This is a genomic window from Micromonospora sp. M51 (assembly GCF_018070305.1).
GTDB lineage: Bacteria > Actinomycetota > Actinomycetes > Mycobacteriales > Micromonosporaceae > Micromonospora > Micromonospora parva.
Map to the genome: position 1 here is coordinate 1 of NZ_JAGPXZ010000067.1, position 14,117 is coordinate 14,117.

At 71.5% G+C, this 14,117-nt stretch carries 17 protein-coding genes; 11 read left to right on the forward strand and 6 right to left on the reverse strand.

Going from position 1 to position 14,117, the window contains the following annotated elements:
* From KBX53_RS06185 to KBX53_RS06195, 3 genes are all read left to right on the forward strand, one after another.
* Positions 1 to 216, forward strand: a 216-nt coding sequence (locus KBX53_RS06185; protein WP_210858105.1) for a hypothetical protein, incomplete at its 5' end; no start/stop codon positions are given.
* Positions 217 to 256: 40 nt separating this feature from the next.
* Complete coding sequence (locus KBX53_RS06190) at positions 257 to 1,192, forward strand: GNAT family N-acetyltransferase (protein ID WP_210858106.1); 936 nt, start codon at positions 257 to 259, stop codon at positions 1,190 to 1,192.
* A 78-nt stretch (positions 1,193 to 1,270) separates the two neighbouring features.
* On the forward strand, positions 1,271 to 1,519 hold the full coding sequence (locus KBX53_RS06195) for a hypothetical protein (protein ID WP_210858107.1): 249 nt from the start codon (positions 1,271 to 1,273) through the stop codon (positions 1,517 to 1,519).
* 58 nt (positions 1,520 to 1,577) lie between these two features.
* Here KBX53_RS06195 and groL read toward each other — a convergent pair whose 3' ends face one another.
* Both groL and groES read right to left on the reverse strand, forming a co-directional pair.
* On the reverse strand, positions 1,578 to 3,200 hold the full coding sequence (gene groL, locus KBX53_RS06200; protein WP_210858108.1) for a chaperonin GroEL: 1,623 nt from the start codon (positions 3,198 to 3,200) through the stop codon (positions 1,578 to 1,580).
* 70 nt (positions 3,201 to 3,270) lie between these two features.
* On the reverse strand, positions 3,271 to 3,585 hold the full coding sequence (gene groES, locus KBX53_RS06205) for a co-chaperone GroES (protein ID WP_030330046.1): 315 nt from the start codon (positions 3,583 to 3,585) through the stop codon (positions 3,271 to 3,273).
* Positions 3,586 to 3,844: 259 nt separating this feature from the next.
* Between groES and KBX53_RS06210 the strand changes: the two genes are divergently transcribed.
* The 8 genes from KBX53_RS06210 (at position 3,845) to KBX53_RS06245 (ending at position 11,379) form a co-directional block, all read left to right on the forward strand.
* Positions 3,845 to 5,041, forward strand: coding sequence for a methyltransferase domain-containing protein (locus KBX53_RS06210; protein ID WP_210858109.1), 1,197 nt, complete (start codon positions 3,845 to 3,847; stop codon positions 5,039 to 5,041).
* A 10-nt stretch (positions 5,042 to 5,051) separates the two neighbouring features.
* Positions 5,052 to 5,531, forward strand: a complete 480-nt coding sequence (gene ybaK, locus KBX53_RS06215) for a Cys-tRNA(Pro) deacylase (RefSeq protein WP_210858110.1) — start codon at positions 5,052 to 5,054, stop codon at positions 5,529 to 5,531.
* A gap of 179 nt (positions 5,532 to 5,710) precedes the next feature.
* Positions 5,711 to 6,802, forward strand: a complete 1,092-nt coding sequence (locus KBX53_RS06220; protein ID WP_030330040.1) for a sugar ABC transporter substrate-binding protein — start codon at positions 5,711 to 5,713, stop codon at positions 6,800 to 6,802.
* 114 nt (positions 6,803 to 6,916) lie between these two features.
* The gene (locus KBX53_RS06225; protein ID WP_030330038.1) at positions 6,917 to 7,735 is read left to right on the forward strand and encodes an ATP-binding cassette domain-containing protein; all 819 of its coding nucleotides are present in this window, start codon (positions 6,917 to 6,919) and stop codon (positions 7,733 to 7,735) included.
* The gene (locus KBX53_RS06230) at positions 7,732 to 8,994 is read left to right on the forward strand and encodes a sugar ABC transporter permease (RefSeq protein WP_210858111.1); all 1,263 of its coding nucleotides are present in this window, start codon (positions 7,732 to 7,734) and stop codon (positions 8,992 to 8,994) included. The genes KBX53_RS06225 and KBX53_RS06230 overlap by 4 nt, the downstream gene beginning before the upstream one ends.
* Before the next feature lie 22 nt (positions 8,995 to 9,016).
* A complete protein-coding gene (locus tag KBX53_RS06235; RefSeq protein ID WP_030330034.1) occupies positions 9,017 to 10,198 on the forward strand; it encodes an ROK family protein in 1,182 nt (393 codons plus the stop codon).
* 19 nt (positions 10,199 to 10,217) lie between these two features.
* Positions 10,218 to 10,514 (forward strand): DUF1707 domain-containing protein, encoded by a 297-nt coding sequence (locus tag KBX53_RS06240; RefSeq protein ID WP_030330032.1) that lies wholly within the window; start codon positions 10,218 to 10,220, stop codon positions 10,512 to 10,514.
* A gap of 124 nt (positions 10,515 to 10,638) precedes the next feature.
* A complete protein-coding gene (locus KBX53_RS06245) occupies positions 10,639 to 11,379 on the forward strand; it encodes a DUF4142 domain-containing protein (protein WP_030330030.1) in 741 nt (246 codons plus the stop codon).
* A 32-nt stretch (positions 11,380 to 11,411) separates the two neighbouring features.
* Here the strand turns inward: KBX53_RS06245 and KBX53_RS06250 are convergent, their stop codons facing one another.
* From KBX53_RS06250 to tsaB, 4 genes are read right to left on the reverse strand one after another with little or no spacing between them, the layout of a single operon-like run.
* The gene (locus tag KBX53_RS06250; protein ID WP_030330028.1) at positions 11,412 to 11,666 is read right to left on the reverse strand and encodes a hypothetical protein; all 255 of its coding nucleotides are present in this window, start codon (positions 11,664 to 11,666) and stop codon (positions 11,412 to 11,414) included.
* A 14-nt stretch (positions 11,667 to 11,680) separates the two neighbouring features.
* Entirely contained in the window at positions 11,681 to 12,727 is a 1,047-nt protein-coding gene (gene tsaD / locus KBX53_RS06255) for a tRNA (adenosine(37)-N6)-threonylcarbamoyltransferase complex transferase subunit TsaD (RefSeq protein WP_210858112.1), read from the reverse strand.
* Entirely contained in the window at positions 12,720 to 13,202 is a 483-nt protein-coding gene (gene rimI, locus KBX53_RS06260; RefSeq protein ID WP_030330024.1) for a ribosomal protein S18-alanine N-acetyltransferase, read from the reverse strand. The genes tsaD and rimI overlap by 8 nt, the downstream gene beginning before the upstream one ends.
* Complete coding sequence (gene tsaB / locus KBX53_RS06265) at positions 13,199 to 13,876, reverse strand: tRNA (adenosine(37)-N6)-threonylcarbamoyltransferase complex dimerization subunit type 1 TsaB (protein ID WP_030330023.1); 678 nt, start codon at positions 13,874 to 13,876, stop codon at positions 13,199 to 13,201. Before tsaB ends, rimI begins: the two co-directional genes overlap by 4 nt.
* Positions 13,877 to 14,117: the final 241 nt, after the last annotated feature.

Consider the following 14,117-nt stretch of genomic DNA (forward strand, 5'->3'; position numbering starts at 1 on the left):
GCGGTGGCCGGGGTGGTCGCGTTGATGTGGTCGGCGAACCCGGCGCTGGTCGGCGACGTGGACCGGACCCGGCAGATCCTCCGGGACACCGCCACGGCGGCGACGCCCACCTACCGCTCCGACAGCCCCTCCGACGCCTGCGGTGGGCCGTCGAACGTGACCGGCGCCGGCCAGGTCGACGCGTACGCCGCCGTGCGCGCCGCCCGGCGGGAGTAGGGGGTGCGACCCGACAGCCGGTGATCTAGGGTCGGCGACCATGGACGCCGAGATCACCGTCACCGAGCTGACCGCCGACCTGGCCCCCACCGTGGTACGGCTCTGCCAGCAGGCGCTCGACTTGCCCGAGGACGCCGCCGAGGCGGCTTCCATCGTGGACGTGCTCTGGCCGCGGGCCTCCGCCGACCGGCCGGTGGTCGGGCTCGGCGCGTACCGGGGCGCGGACCTGGTGGGGGTGCTGATCTGCTCGGTGTCGTCGGCCGAGCCGGGGATCGGGCACGTGGACCTGGTCGCGGTTCACAGTGATCAGCGGCGTCGGGGTGTCGGCCGGGCCCTGCTCCAGCGGGCCGAGCGGGTGCTCGCCGAGCGGGGGGTGACCGAGGTGCTGCTGGCCGGGAATCCGCCGTACTACGCGTGGCCGGGCATCGACGTCCGCTACACGCCGGCGGTCTGCGCCGCCCTCGCGCTCGGCTACCAGCAGGACCGGACCGCCTGGAACATGACAGCGGACCTGTCGTACGACGGGTCGCCGGCACTGCGGTCCACCGAGGCTGCCCAGCGGCGGCTGGCCGACCAGGGCGTCACCGTACGGCGGGCGGAGCCGGCGGACCTGCCGGCGTTGACGGCGTTCGCCAGATCCACCTTCGGCGGTACCTGGGACGGTGAGTTGGCCGGGTCGGTGGGGCGCGCGGACGCCGGTTGCCACCTGGCGGAGCGGGACGGCGAGCTGCTCGGCTTCGCCGCGTACGGGTCGTCGCGGCCGAGTTGGTTCGGGCCGATGGGCACCGCGCCGGCCGCCGAGGGGTCGGGCATCGGTGGGGTGCTGTTGCGGCGTTGCCTGCGCGACCTGCGGGCGGCGGGGCTGGACCGGGCACAGATTGGCTGGGTGGGGCCCGTGCCGTTCTATTCGGGCAGCGCGGGCGCACGGATCGAGCGGGTCTTCTTCCTGTACCGGAAAACCCTACCGATCACCTAACCGGGGCAAACAGGACGTAGATCCTTTCGCCCGCGTCGGCCATCGACGCCCCCTACCGTTTCGGTAGAGGAGGCAGCCATGACCACGGATGACAACCAGACCGAGGACGGCCCGCCGATCACCTGGAAGCCGGTGGGTGAACTCCCCGGTCAACTGCCGTTCGACCGGCTCGACTACGGCGACGCCGAGCAACTGGCCGAGATGACCACCGACGGTGAGCCGTCGATGGCCGAGGAACCTCAGGAGATGGTGGACGCGCCGATCCAACTGCTTCCGCCGTACAGCAGGGCACAGAAACGGCGCAACAAGCGCCCCCTACCGACCTGACGACGAACGGGGCGGACCGCGTCCGCGGCCCGCCCCGTTCGGTGTGACGGTACTGGACTCAGAAGTCCATTTCCCCGCCACCCGGGCCAGCCGGGGCAGCCGGGGTCTTCTCCGGCTTGTCCGCGACAACAGCCTCGGTGGTGAGGAAGAGCGCCGCGATGGAAGCGGCGTTCTGCAGCGCCGAGCGCGTCACCTTGGCCGGGTCGATGATGCCCGCGGCCAGCAGGTCGACGTACTCGCCGTTGGCGGCGTTGAGGCCGTGACCCGCTTCGAGGTTACGGACCTTCTCCACCACGACGCCGCCCTCAAGGCCGGCGTTGACGGCGATCTGCCGCAGCGGGGCGTCCAGCGCGACCTTGACGATGTTCGCACCGGTCGCCTCGTCGCCGACCAGGTCGAGCTTGTCGAAGGCGGTCTTGCCGGCCTGCACCAGCGCGACGCCACCACCCGGGACGATGCCCTCCTCGACGGCGGCCTTCGCGTTGCGAACGGCGTCCTCGATGCGGTGCTTGCGCTCCTTCATCTCGACCTCGGTCGCCGCGCCGGCCTTGATGACGGCGATGCCACCGGAGAGCTTCGCCAGCCGCTCGGCCAGCTTCTCCCGGTCCCACTCGGAGTCGGAGGCCTCGATCTCCTTGCGGATCTGGGACACCCGGTCGGCGACGTCGGCCTTCTGGCCACCGCCGTCGACGATCGTGGTGTTCTCCTTGTCGACCACGACGCGCCGGGCGGTGCCGAGCACCTCCAGGCCGACCTGGTCGAGCTTGTAGCCCAGCTCCGAGGCGACCAGCTCGGCGCCCGTGGAGATCGCGATGTCCTGGAGCATCGCCTTGCGCCGGTCACCGAAGCCCGGGGCCTTGACCGCGCAGACCTTGAGGGTCTTGCGCAGCGAGTTGACCACCAGGGTGGAGAGCGCCTGGCCGTCCACGTCCTCGGCGATGATCAGCAGGGGCTTGCTGTTCTGCAGGACCTTCTCCAGCAGCGGCAGCAGCTCCTCGATCGCCGAGATCTTCTGGGTGGTGACCAGGATGTACGCGTCCTCGAGGACGGACTCCTGGCTCTCCAGGTCGGTGACGAAGTTCGGCGAGATGAAGCCCTTGTCGAACTGGAGACCCTCGGTCACGTCCAGTTCGGTGGTGAGCATCGAGCCTTCCTCGACGGTGATGACACCGTCGCGGCCGACGCGCTCCATCGCCTCGGCGATCAGATCGCCGATCGTGGAGTCCTGCGCGGAGATCGTCGCCACGTTCGCGATCGACTCCTTGCTGGTGACCTCGGCAGCCTTGCCGAGCAGCGCCTCGGAGACCTTGGTGGCCGCCGCGTCGATGCCCCGCTTGAGGCCGGCCGGGTTGGTCCCGGCGGTCACGTTGCGCAGACCCTCCCGGACCATGGCCTGGGCCAGCACGGTCGCGGTGGTGGTCCCGTCGCCGGCGACGTCGTTGGTCTTGGTCGCCACCTCCTTGACCAGCTGCGCGCCAAGGTTCTCGTACGGGTTGGTGAGCTCGATCTCCTTGGCGATGGTCACACCATCGTTGGTGATCGTCGGCGCACCGAATTTCTTGTCCAGGACGACGTTGCGCCCGCGCGGGCCGAGGGTGACCTTGACCGCGTCCGCGAGGGCGTTGACACCGTGCTCCAGCAGGTGCCGGGCGTCGTCCGAGAAGCTCAGGATCTTCGCCATTAATGTCCCTTCGAAGCGCCATTGCCCCGGCCCGGCGAGCCGGACCGGGGCAGTGGCACTGATCGGTTGCTTACTTCTCGATGACCGCGAGGACGTCGCGGGCGGAGAGCACCAGGTACTCCTCGCCGGCGTACTTGACCTCGGTGCCGCCGTACTTCGAGTAGAGGACGGTGTCGCCGACCTGCACGTCAACCGGAACCCGGTTGCCGTTGTCGTCGACGCGCCCCGGGCCCACAGCGAGGACGGTGCCCTCCTGCGGCTTCTCCTTGGCGGTGTCGGGGATCACGATGCCCGACGCCGTGGTGGTCTCAGCCTCGTTCGCCTGGACCACGATGCGGTCCTCGAGCGGCTTGATCGCAACCTTGGTCGCGGTAGTCACGGGCATACCCTCCTGGGGTACTGGTTTCGTTGCTGACCAGCGGGGCTGGCCAGCGTCAATCTGCCTCATGCCACCGGGCGGTGCCGTCGTCGCGGGTGCCGGTCCGCCTGGCGTGCGCACCCGGGTCGCGAGACCCGGAAGCTGGCACCCTCAGGGTGAGAGTGCTAATCGCAGGGTATTCCGTGGCTAGCACTCCGTCAAGGAGAGTGCCAGCGCGTCGCGCCCCGCCAGCCAGGATTTCCGGCTCGGCCGGGACAATGACCGGGTGGATCTCGATCAGCTGGCGGCGCTGCGTACCCCTGAGGGGTCGGCCGCGCTCACCGCGGCGGCCGGGCTGGCCGGCGGTGACCCGCTGGCCGCGGCCTCGGCGCTGCGCGCGGCCGGGGTGCCGCCCACGCTGGCCGCGGCAGCCCTCACCCAGGCCGAGCTGCGCCACCGGGCGGTCGGCAAGTTCGGCTCGGCCGCCGCTGGGATGTTCCTCACCCGCCCCGGCCTGGAGCAGGCCACCCGCCGGGTGGTCGCCGACCGTCGGGCCGCCCGGTTGTCCGCGGCCGGCGTGCGCACCCTGGCCGACCTCGGCTGCGGGCTGGGGGCCGACGCGCTGGCCGCCGCCCGTGCCGGCATCCGGGTGTACGGGGTGGAGGCCGACCCGGTGACCGCCGCGATGGCCGCCGCCAACGCCACGGCGGCCGGCCTGGCCGAGCTGTTCACCGTCGAGTGCGGCGACGCGACCGGGTTCGACGTGTCACGGGTCGACGGCGTTTTCTGCGACCCGGCCCGCCGCACGAGCGGCACCGGGCGGCGAATCTTCGACCCGCGCGCCTACTCGCCGCCGTGGGACTTCGTGACCGGGCTGGCCGAGCGGGTGCCGCGCACTGTGGTGAAGGTGGCGCCGGGCCTGGACCACGGGCTCATCCCGGCCGGGGCGGAGGCCGAGTGGGTCGGCGTCGACGGTGACCTGGTCGAGGCGGCGCTCTGGTGCGGTGAGCTGGCGGAGGTGCCCCGCCGCGCCACCCTCTACCGGCAGCGGGGCAGCGAGATCCACCGTGACCAGCTCACCGGCTCGGGTGCCGCCGAGGCGCCGGTCGGGCCGGTACGCCGCTACCTGTACGACCCGGAGCCGGCGGTGGTGCGCGCGCATCTCGTCGCCGAACTGGCCACCGAGCTGGACGCCACCCTGGCCGATCCGAGCATCGCCTACCTCTACGCCGACCAGCCGACCCGCACCCCGTACGCGCGCTGTCTGGAGATCACCGACGTGTTGCCGTTCTCGCTCAAGCGCCTGCGGGCGCTGCTGCGGGACCGGCGGGTGGGCCGCGTGGAGATCCTCAAGCGGGGTTCGGCGCTCGTCCCGGAGCAGCTCCGCAAGGACCTGCGGCTGGCCGGGGACGAGGCGGCGAGTCTGGTGCTCACCCGGGTCGACGGCGCACCGACGGTGCTCATCGGCCGGCCGGTCCACTAACGTCGTCGCCGTGGCGGGACAGGGCACGCCGGCGACGGCACTGTTGGTCAAGCGCGGGATCGCGCATCGCACCCATCCGTACCGGGTGTCGCCGGACGCCCCGAACTACGGCGCGCTGGTGGCGGTGGCGCTCGGCGTGGCGCCGGAGCGGGTGTTCAAGTCGCTGGTGACCGCTGTCGACGGGGCGCTCACCGTGGCGGTCGTGCCGGTGACCGGAGAGCTGGATCTCAAGGCGCTCGCGGCGGCGGTCGGCGGCAAGCGGGCGGTGCTGGCGGATCGGGCGGTCGCCGAGCGGGCAACCGGCTATGTACGCGGTGGGATCAGCCCGCTCGGGCAGCGTCGGCGGTTGCCCACGGTGCTGGACGAGTCCGCGCTGCAACTGCCGACGATCTACGTCTCGGCTGGTCGGCGCGGACTGCAACTCGAACTGGCAGCGGCGGATCTGGTGGCGCTGACCGACGCCCGTACCGCGGTGTTGCAGAGCAGCTGACGACAGTCGTTACGTCGCTCTCCCCGTGGGATACCCGCGGAGTAACAGTCGCGTTGCTGAATTGTTATCGCTCCCAACAAACTAGGCACCTGCGCGGTCTTGTGTAGCCGGTGTGACGCGAAATACGTTGCCGGACACAACAAAACAACACCTCCCCCACCTCCGAAAGGACCCTGCACATGCGTAAGGGGATCCTCACCATCGCCGCCGTGGGCCTGCTCACGACCGGCGGCTTGACCGCTTGCAGCGACGACTCCGGCGACGGCGGCGCCGCCGCCAAGACCCCCAAGATCGGCGTGATCCTCCCGGACAGCAAGTCCTCGGCCCGCTGGGAGACCGCGGACCGTCGGTTCCTGGAGGAGGCGTTCAAGGCCGCCGGCGTCCAGTACGACATTCAGAACGCCCAGAACGACAAGACCGCCTTCCAGACCATCGCCGACCAGATGATCACCAGTGGCGTCACCGCCCTGATGATCGTCAACCTGGACTCCGGTACCGGCAAGGCAGTGCTGGACAAGGCCAAGTCGCAGGGCGTCGCCACCATCGACTACGACCGGCTCACCCTCGGCGGCTCCGCCCAGTACTACGTCAGCTTCGACAACGAGACCGTCGGCAAGCTCCAGGGCGAGGGCCTGTCGAAGTGCCTGACCGACAAGGGCGTCAAGAACCCCGTCGTGTCGTACCTGAACGGCTCCCCCACCGACAACAACGCCACCCTGTTCAAGGCCGGCTACGACTCGGTGCTCAAGCCGAAGTTCGACTCCAAGGAGTACGTCAAGGGCCCCGAGGACGCGGTGCCTGCGTGGGACAACGCGCAGGCCGCGACGATCTTCGAGCAGCAGCTCACCAAGGCCAACGGCAAGATCGACGGCGTGCTGGCCGCCAACGACGGTCTCGGCAACGCGGCCATCTCGATCCTCAAGAAGAACAAGCTCAACGGCAAGGTGCCGGTGACCGGGCAGGACGCCAGCACCGAGGGCCTGCAGAACATCCTCGTCGGTGACCAGTGCATGACCGTCTACAAGGCGGTTCGGGAAGAGGCCAAGGCCGCCTCCGACCTCGCCATCGCGCTCGCCAAGGGCGAGAAGAAGGACACCGGGCAGACGGTGAAGGACCCGGAGGGTGGCCGCGACGTCCCGTCGGTGCTGCTCACCCCGAAGGCCATCTACAAGGAGAACGTCAAGGACGTCATCGCCGACGGCTACGTGACCAAGGAAGAGGTCTGCGCCGGGGCGTACGCCAAGCTCTGCGCCGACGCCGGCATCAGCTGACCGACGCCGCAGTACCCGCCGGGACGACCATCGCCGCCCGGCACGGGAGCACCCTCCCGTGCCGGGCGGCGCCCGCCGGACGGGCCCCGACCCTCCCTTAAGAAGGAGACCCCCGTGTCCGCGACTCCCCTGCTGGAACTCCGCGGGATCGACAAGAGCTTCGGTCCCGTCCAGGTGCTCCGCGACGTCGCCCTGACCGTCCACCCGGGCGAAGTGACCGCACTGGTCGGCGACAACGGCGCCGGCAAGTCGACCCTGGTGAAGTGCATCAGCGGCATCCACCCCATCGACGCCGGAGAGTTCCTGTTCAACGGTGAACCGGTACACATCGGCAGCCCCCGCGACGCCGCCACGCTCGGCATCGAGGTCGTCTACCAGGACCTCGCGCTCTGCGACAACCTGGACATCGTGCAGAACATGTTCCTCGGCCGGGAGAAGCGCAGCGGCATCGTCCTGGACGAGCCGACCATGGAACAGCTCGCCGCCGAAACGCTGGCGGGGCTCTCCATCCGCACCGTCACGTCACTTCGCCAGCACGTCTCCAGCCTCTCCGGCGGTCAGCGCCAGACCGTGGCCATCGCCAAGGCGGTGCTCTGGAACAGCAAGCTGGTCATCCTGGACGAGCCCACCGCGGCGCTCGGCGTGGCACAGACCGCCCAGGTGCTCGAACTGGTCCGCCGCCTCGCCGACAACGGCCTGGCCGTGGTGCTCATCTCGCACAACATGAACGACGTCTTCGCCGTCTCCGACCGGATCGCCGCGCTGTACCTCGGCCAGATGGTCGCCCAGGTGAAGACCACCGACATCACCCACGCCCAGGTGGTCGAGCTGATCACCGCCGGGCGCTCGGGCGGGCTCGGCCTCGCCACCGACCCGGGCAGCAACGGCGACGGCCCGCAGCCGGCCGACTCGATCTCAGGAGGCGTCCGATGACCACCACCGCCGTGCGGAAGGACGGCCCCGCCGCCGTCACACCCCCGCCGACCGTCGGAGGCCACGCCCGCACCTACCTGAGTCGGGTACGCGGTGGCGACGTCGGCGCGCTGCCGGCCGTGCTCGGCCTGATCGTGCTCTGCACCGTCTTCGCCATCATGCGGCCGTCGTCGTTCCTGTCCGCCGGCAACTTCGCCAACCTCTTCACGCAGGGCGCGGCGGTCACGCTGATCGCGATGGGTCTGGTCTTCGTGCTGCTGCTCGGCGAGATCGACCTCTCCGCCGGCTTCGCCAGCGGCGTCTGCGCGGCGGTACTGGCCAATGTGGTCACCGTGCTCGGCTACCCCTGGTGGGTCGCCGTGCTCGCCGCGATCGCCACCGGCGTGGTCATCGGCACCACGCTCGGCATGCTGGTCGCGAAGATCGGCATTCCGTCCTTCGTGGTCACCCTCGCCGGTTTCCTCGCCTTCCAGGGCGTCGTGCTGCTGCTCGTCAAGGAGGGCACCAACATCTCCGTCCGCGACGAGGTGCTGGTCGCCATCGCCAACCGCAACCTCGCCCCCACGGTGGGCTGGGCGCTGACCGCCGTCGCGGTCGTCGGCTACGCGGCGGTGCAACTGCTGCGTCACCGCATCCGGGTGGCCCGCGGTCTGATCACCGACCCGATCGCTGTGGTGGCGCTGCGGATCGGCGGGCTCGCCGTCATCCTCGGCACCGCCGTGTACGTGCTCAACCTGGAGCGCAGCCGCAACGTCCTGATCAGCTCACTCAAGGGCGTGCCGATCGTGGTGCCGGTCATCGCGGTGCTGCTGGTCATCGGGACCTTCGTGTTGCAACGCACCAGCTACGGCCGGCACATCTACGCCGTGGGTGGCAACCGGGAAGCCGCCCGGCGGGCCGGCATCGAGGTCGACCGGATCCGGATCTCGGTCTTCATGATCTGCTCGTCGATGGCCGCCATCGGTGGCATCGTGGCGGCCAGCCGGGCCAACTCGGTCGACCCGAACACCGGGGGCAGTAACGTACTGCTCTACGCGGTCGGCGCGGCGGTGATCGGCGGCACCAGCCTCTTCGGTGGCAAGGGCCGCGTCCTCGACGCCGTACTCGGCGGCGCGGTGGTCGCGGTCATCGAAAACGGAATGGGCCTGATGGGGTACAGCGCGGGAGTCAAGTACGTGGTCACCGGCGTCGTGCTGCTGCTCGCGGCCAGCGTCGACGCGCTCTCCCGCCGCCGCGCGGCAGCCACCGGCACCCGCTGACCGCGCGGGAGGTAGCACCAGCATGCGCCCAGGACCAAGCCAGGATGACGTCCGACGGCAGAACCTCGGTGCCCTGCTGCGGCACGTGCACGTCCACGGGGCGACCACCCGCGCCGAACTGACCACCACGCTGGGCCTCAACCGCAGCACCATCGGCGCGCTCACCGCCGACCTGTCCGCAGTGGGGCTGGTCAGCGAAGGGGCACCGAAGGAAACCGGCCGGGCCGGACGACCGTCACTCGTCGTCCGGCCCGAGTCGGCCCGGGTCTACGCGTACGCGTACTCGGTGGAGGTGGACCGCCTGCGCGCGGCCCGGATCGGGCTGGGCGGCGCGGTCCTGGACCGCCGGGATCTGGACCGGCCACGCGGCCTGCTGGCCGCGGAGGCCGCGCCGCTGCTGGCCGGCGCGGTCAAGGAGATGCAGCAGACGGTTCCGGCGGACGCGATCTGCGTCGGTGCCGGCGTCGCCGTCTGCGGCATGGTCCGCCGGGACGACGGTCTGGTCCGGCTCGGCCCCACCACCGGTTGGGTGGACGAGCCGATCGGCGCGGCTCTCGCCGACGAGTTGGGCATCGCTGTGCCGATCACCGTGGGCAACGTCGCCGACGTCGCCGCGTTCGCCGAGCACGCCCGGGGTGTGGCGGCGGGTTGCGACAACGTCCTCTACCTGTACGGCGACGTCGGCGTGGGGGCCGGCATCATCGCCGGTGGACGTCGACTGACCGGCCACGGTGGATACGGCGGCGAGGTCGGCCACATGAAGGTGGTCCGCGACGGCAGGCCGTGTGAGTGCGGCTCCCGGGGCTGCTGGGAGACCGAGATCGGTGAGCACGGCCTCCTGCACGCCGCCGGACGCTCCGACGCCCGGGGCCGCGACGCACTGTTGGAGGTCTTCGACGCGGCCGACCGGGGAGACGCCCGGGCCCAGACGGCGGTCCGTCAGGCCGGCGACTGGCTCGGCTTCGGGGTGGCCAACCTGGTGAACATCTTCAACCCCGAGATGGTCATCTTCGGTGGGACCATGCGTGACCTCTACCTCGCGGCGGCGGCCCAGATCCGCAGTCGGCTCAACTCCAACGCGCTCGGCGCCTGCCTGGAACACGTCCGGCTGCGCACCCCGAAACTGGGCGCTGACGCGCCCCTGATCGGCGCCGCCGAGCTGGCCTTCGAACGGCTCCTCGCGGACCCCCTCGACGTGGGCTGATCCGCGTACGCTGTCCGGCGTGGATGTCGAGCTGCGCGCCTCCGACGACGACCGCAACCGGGTGGTCGCCGCGCTGCACCAACACACCGCGGCGGGCCGGCTGACCTTGGACGAGTTCTCCGAGCGGGCCGGTGCGGTGTGGACCGCGCGCACCCTCGGCGACCTGGCCGCGCTGACCCGCGACCTACCGGCCCTGCCGGACCCGGTCGTCGACGCCGACTCGGTCGGGCGCGGGCGTCAGGAGTTGCTGATGGTCTTCGCCGCCGCGGCGCTCACCCTGCTGCTGCTCGGCGGCCTGCTCGCCGTCACCCGCTGATCCGGGCCGCCCGACGGTGAACTGATCGCGCGATCAGTCCGTACCAGTGGGCGGACGGGCAACCGGCAGGTACGGCTGCCCGGTCCAGACGCGATCCGGTCCGGACCGAGGAGGCACCACAGACATGGCACCGCTCAGATCCGCCCATCGCCGACTGGGCAATCGGACCCACCGAGCGGCGTTGCTGCTCATCGCGATCATCGCGGGGGTCGGTGTCCTGCCCGGAGTGGCCGTCGCCGCGCCCGCCGGTGGTCAACAGCTCAACGCCGCCGACATGACACTGCTCAACGGGGTACGGCTGGCCGGACTGTGGGAGATGCCAGCCGGCCAGATGGCCGCCGAGAAGGGACAGTCGGCGAAGGTCCGGGAGATCGGCGCCGGCATCGCGAACGAGCACCAGAAGCTCGACGAACTCGTCGTGGAGGCGGCCAACAAACTCGGCGCGACCATCCCCTCCGAGCCGACGGCCGAGCAGAAGGGCTGGCTGGCGGAGATGCAGAAGGCGTCCGGCGCCCGCTTCGACCAGATCTTCGTCACCCGGCTCCGGGTCGCCCACGGCAAGATCTTCCCGGTGATCGGGGCGGTCCGGGCCAGCACTCGGGACGCCACGGTCCGCAAGCTCTGCGAGGACGCCAACGGATTCGTCCAGCACCACATGCAGATGCTGGAGAGCACCGGCCTGGTCCGCTGGCCGGAGCTGCCGCCGGCCGCGCTGCCCGCCCCGGGTGAGGACGGGCTGCTGGCCGCCGCCTCCGCAAACACCGGCCCGCAGGTCGGGGTCAGCAGCACCGTCGTCTGGCTGGTCTTCCTCGCCGCGCTGGGCACTGGCGGAATCGCCACGTACCGGATGTTGCGCCGCAACTGACGGTCAGCGGCGGCGGCGGTTGGTGGCTCGCGTCAGCGGTCTACCTGGGTGAAGTCCCAGGAGTGCGGGGCGCGGGCCACCAGCAGGGCGGGCGGGTCCGGCAGCGGGCGAGGGTTGCTGCGCCACTTGGAGATGACCACCACGCGGTGGTCGGTGGAGGAGAAGACCTCGCTGGAGACGTGGAGCGGGTCGTGCTCCACCTCGGGCAGGGCGGTGTCGCACACCCAGGTGATCAGGTCGGCGACGCCGTACGCCTCGGCGCGCGCCTCCCACATCCGCACGATCATGTCGGCCGCTCCCGTCACACGCTGACCGTGGTCAGCGGCAGCGCCGAATCGGCCGGCAGGTCCAGTCTGCTCGGCGCGACCCCGGCGGCGACCAGGTGCGAACCGAGCGCGGCCACCATCGCACCGTTGTCGGTGCACAGCTTCGGCCGGGGCACCCGGACCTGGATGCCGTACTTCTCGGCCCGCTGCTCGGCCATCGCCCGCAGCCGGGAATTCGCCGCCACTCCCCCGCCGATGACCAGGGTCTCGATGCCCTGGGCGCGGCAGGCGGCGAGCGCCTTGCTGGTGAGGACGTCGCAGACCGCCTCCTGGAAGGACGCGGCCACGTCGGCCACCGGCACCGGCTCGCCGGCGCGCTGACGGGCCTCGACCCACCGGGCCACCGCCGTCTTCAGACCGGAGAACGAGAAGTCGTACCGGTGGGCGGCGAGGTCCTTGGCGGCGGTCAGGCCCCGGGGGAAGGCGATCGAGGCGGCGTCGCCGGCCCGGGCCTCCCGGTCGATGGGGGGACCGCCCGGGAACGGCAACCCGAGCAGCCGGGCGACCTTGTCGAACGCCTCGCCGGCCGCGTCGTCGATGGTGGCGCCCAGCGGGGTGACACCCCGGGCCAGGTCGTCGACGAGCAGGAGGGACGAGTGGCCGCCGGACACCAGCAGCGCGATGGCGGGCTCGGGCAGCGGGCCGTGCTCAAGGGTGTCCACCGCGACGTGCGCGGCGAGATGGTTGACGCCGTAGACGGGTTTCTCGGCGGCGAGCGCGTACCCCTTGGCGGCGGCGACACCGACCAGCAGCGCGCCGGCCAGTCCCGGCCCGGAGGTGACAGCGATCGCGTCGATGTCGGCAAGCGTCACGCCGGCCTCGCTCAGCGCCCGGTCCATGGTCGGCACGATGGCCTCCAGGTGTGCCCGGCTGGCCACCTCCGGCACCACACCGCCGAACCGGGCGTGTTCCTCGACGCTGGAGGCGAGCGCGTCGGCCAGCAGGGTGTGTCCCCGCACGATGCCGACGCCGGTCTCGTCGCAGGAGGTCTCGATACCCAGGATCAGTGGTTCGTCAGCCATGGTCGCGTGGTCCGTCCCCGGTCAGCTCGGCGTCGCGCCGCATGACCAGCGCGTCGGTGTTGCTTGGTTGGTAGTAGCCGCGGCGCACCCCGATCGGCTCGAACCCGTAGGTCGCGTAGAGCCGCTGTGCCGCGGCGTTGTCCACGGCGACCTCCAACAGGGCGCTGCGGGCGTCGCGCCGGGCCGCCTCGGCGAGCAACTCCTCCAGCAGGGCGCGGCCCACACCGCGCCGCTGGGCGTCCCGGCGGACGGCGATGTTCTGCACCCAGACCTCGTCCGGGGGCACGCCGGCGAGCCCGGCGTAGCCGAGCACCGAACCGTCCGGGTCGACGGCGACCCGGTAGTGGTGGCCGTTGGCGAGTTCGCTCCAGAACATGGCGGGCGACCACTGCTCGGCGCCGAAGAGGTCCGCCTCGATCGGCAGCACGTCGTCGATGTGCCACCAGCGGAACGGTTCGAGCCGTACCGCCGTCATGGCAGGACCGGTTTGCGGCCGGTCGCCGCCACCGCGTCGGGGCGGCGCAGGTAGAGCGGAGTGAGCCGCTCGCTGGGCGCGCCCGCCCGGATCCGCTCGGCGGCGAGCAGCGCCAGCACTGTCGCATCCGGGTAGCGCGGCTCGACCCGGACGGGCAGGTCCAGGACCTCGGCGTACCGGTGCGCCCCGTCACCGACAGCGATCGTCGCGCCCAGTTCGCGGGCGCGCGCGGCGGCGACCGCCGGTGCGGACACCTCAGGCCCGACGATCCGCTGACCGGCGCCGTCGTAGACGGCCCAGTAGAGCTCCTTGCGCCGCGCATCGCTGCCCGCCAGGACGGGCGCGCCGGACGCCGCCGGGTAGCCGATGGCGTCCAACGAACAGACACCGTACGTGGGGATGCCGAGCACCTGACCCATGGTCGCGGCGGTGACCAGCCCGACCCGCAGCCCGGTGAACGGTCCCGGGCCGAGCCCGGCGACGATGGCGGTCAGGTCACGCGGACGCGCGTCGGCGTCGGCGAGGACCGCGTCCACCTGGGGCGCGAGCAGCTCACCGTGCGCGCGGGCATCGACGGTGCACCGCTGCGCCCGCGACGCCACGCCGTCTGCCGAGACCTCCACCAGCGCCGCGGTGACCGCGGGCGTCGAGCTGTCCACCACGAGTACGAGCACGGTAAGCCAGCCTAGCCGCCCCGCCCCGCGCCCCGGTCACGCCCCGCCCCGCCACCGCCTTAGGCCCTCGCCCCGCCCTCGCCTCACCGCCCGCCTTCGGCCCACGCCCCGGCCCGCTCGCCCCGCTCGCGCAGCCCGCCGCCGTAGCCCGTCCTGCGGTCGGGCCCACCGCGGAGTGACTTACGGACGAGCGCTGGAGACACATCCGCTATTGAGCGTGATGTCTGTGAGTCATCGTGAT

Bases quoted from the DNA above. Each gene is read 5' to 3' on its own strand.
- KBX53_RS06235 (WP_030330034.1), top strand. From the start codon at position 9,017: ATGCGCCCAGGACCAAGCCAGGATGACGTCCGACGGCAGAACCTCGGT.
- rimI (WP_030330024.1), bottom strand. From the start codon at position 13,202: ATGACGGCGGTACGGCTCGAACCGTTCCGCTGGTGGCACATCGACGAC.
- groL (WP_210858108.1), bottom strand. From the start codon at position 3,200: ATGGCGAAGATCCTGAGCTTCTCGGACGACGCCCGGCACCTGCTGGAG.
- KBX53_RS06190 (WP_210858106.1), top strand. From the start codon at position 257: ATGGACGCCGAGATCACCGTCACCGAGCTGACCGCCGACCTGGCCCCC.
- KBX53_RS06245 (WP_030330030.1), top strand. From the start codon at position 10,639: ATGGCACCGCTCAGATCCGCCCATCGCCGACTGGGCAATCGGACCCAC.
- tsaD (WP_210858112.1), bottom strand. From the start codon at position 12,727: ATGGCTGACGAACCACTGATCCTGGGTATCGAGACCTCCTGCGACGAG.
- KBX53_RS06220 (WP_030330040.1), top strand. From the start codon at position 5,711: ATGCGTAAGGGGATCCTCACCATCGCCGCCGTGGGCCTGCTCACGACC.
- KBX53_RS06195 (WP_210858107.1), top strand. From the start codon at position 1,271: ATGACCACGGATGACAACCAGACCGAGGACGGCCCGCCGATCACCTGG.
- groES (WP_030330046.1), bottom strand. From the start codon at position 3,585: ATGCCCGTGACTACCGCGACCAAGGTTGCGATCAAGCCGCTCGAGGAC.
- KBX53_RS06230 (WP_210858111.1), top strand. From the start codon at position 7,732: ATGACCACCACCGCCGTGCGGAAGGACGGCCCCGCCGCCGTCACACCC.
- KBX53_RS06250 (WP_030330028.1), bottom strand. From the start codon at position 11,666: ATGATCGTGCGGATGTGGGAGGCGCGCGCCGAGGCGTACGGCGTCGCC.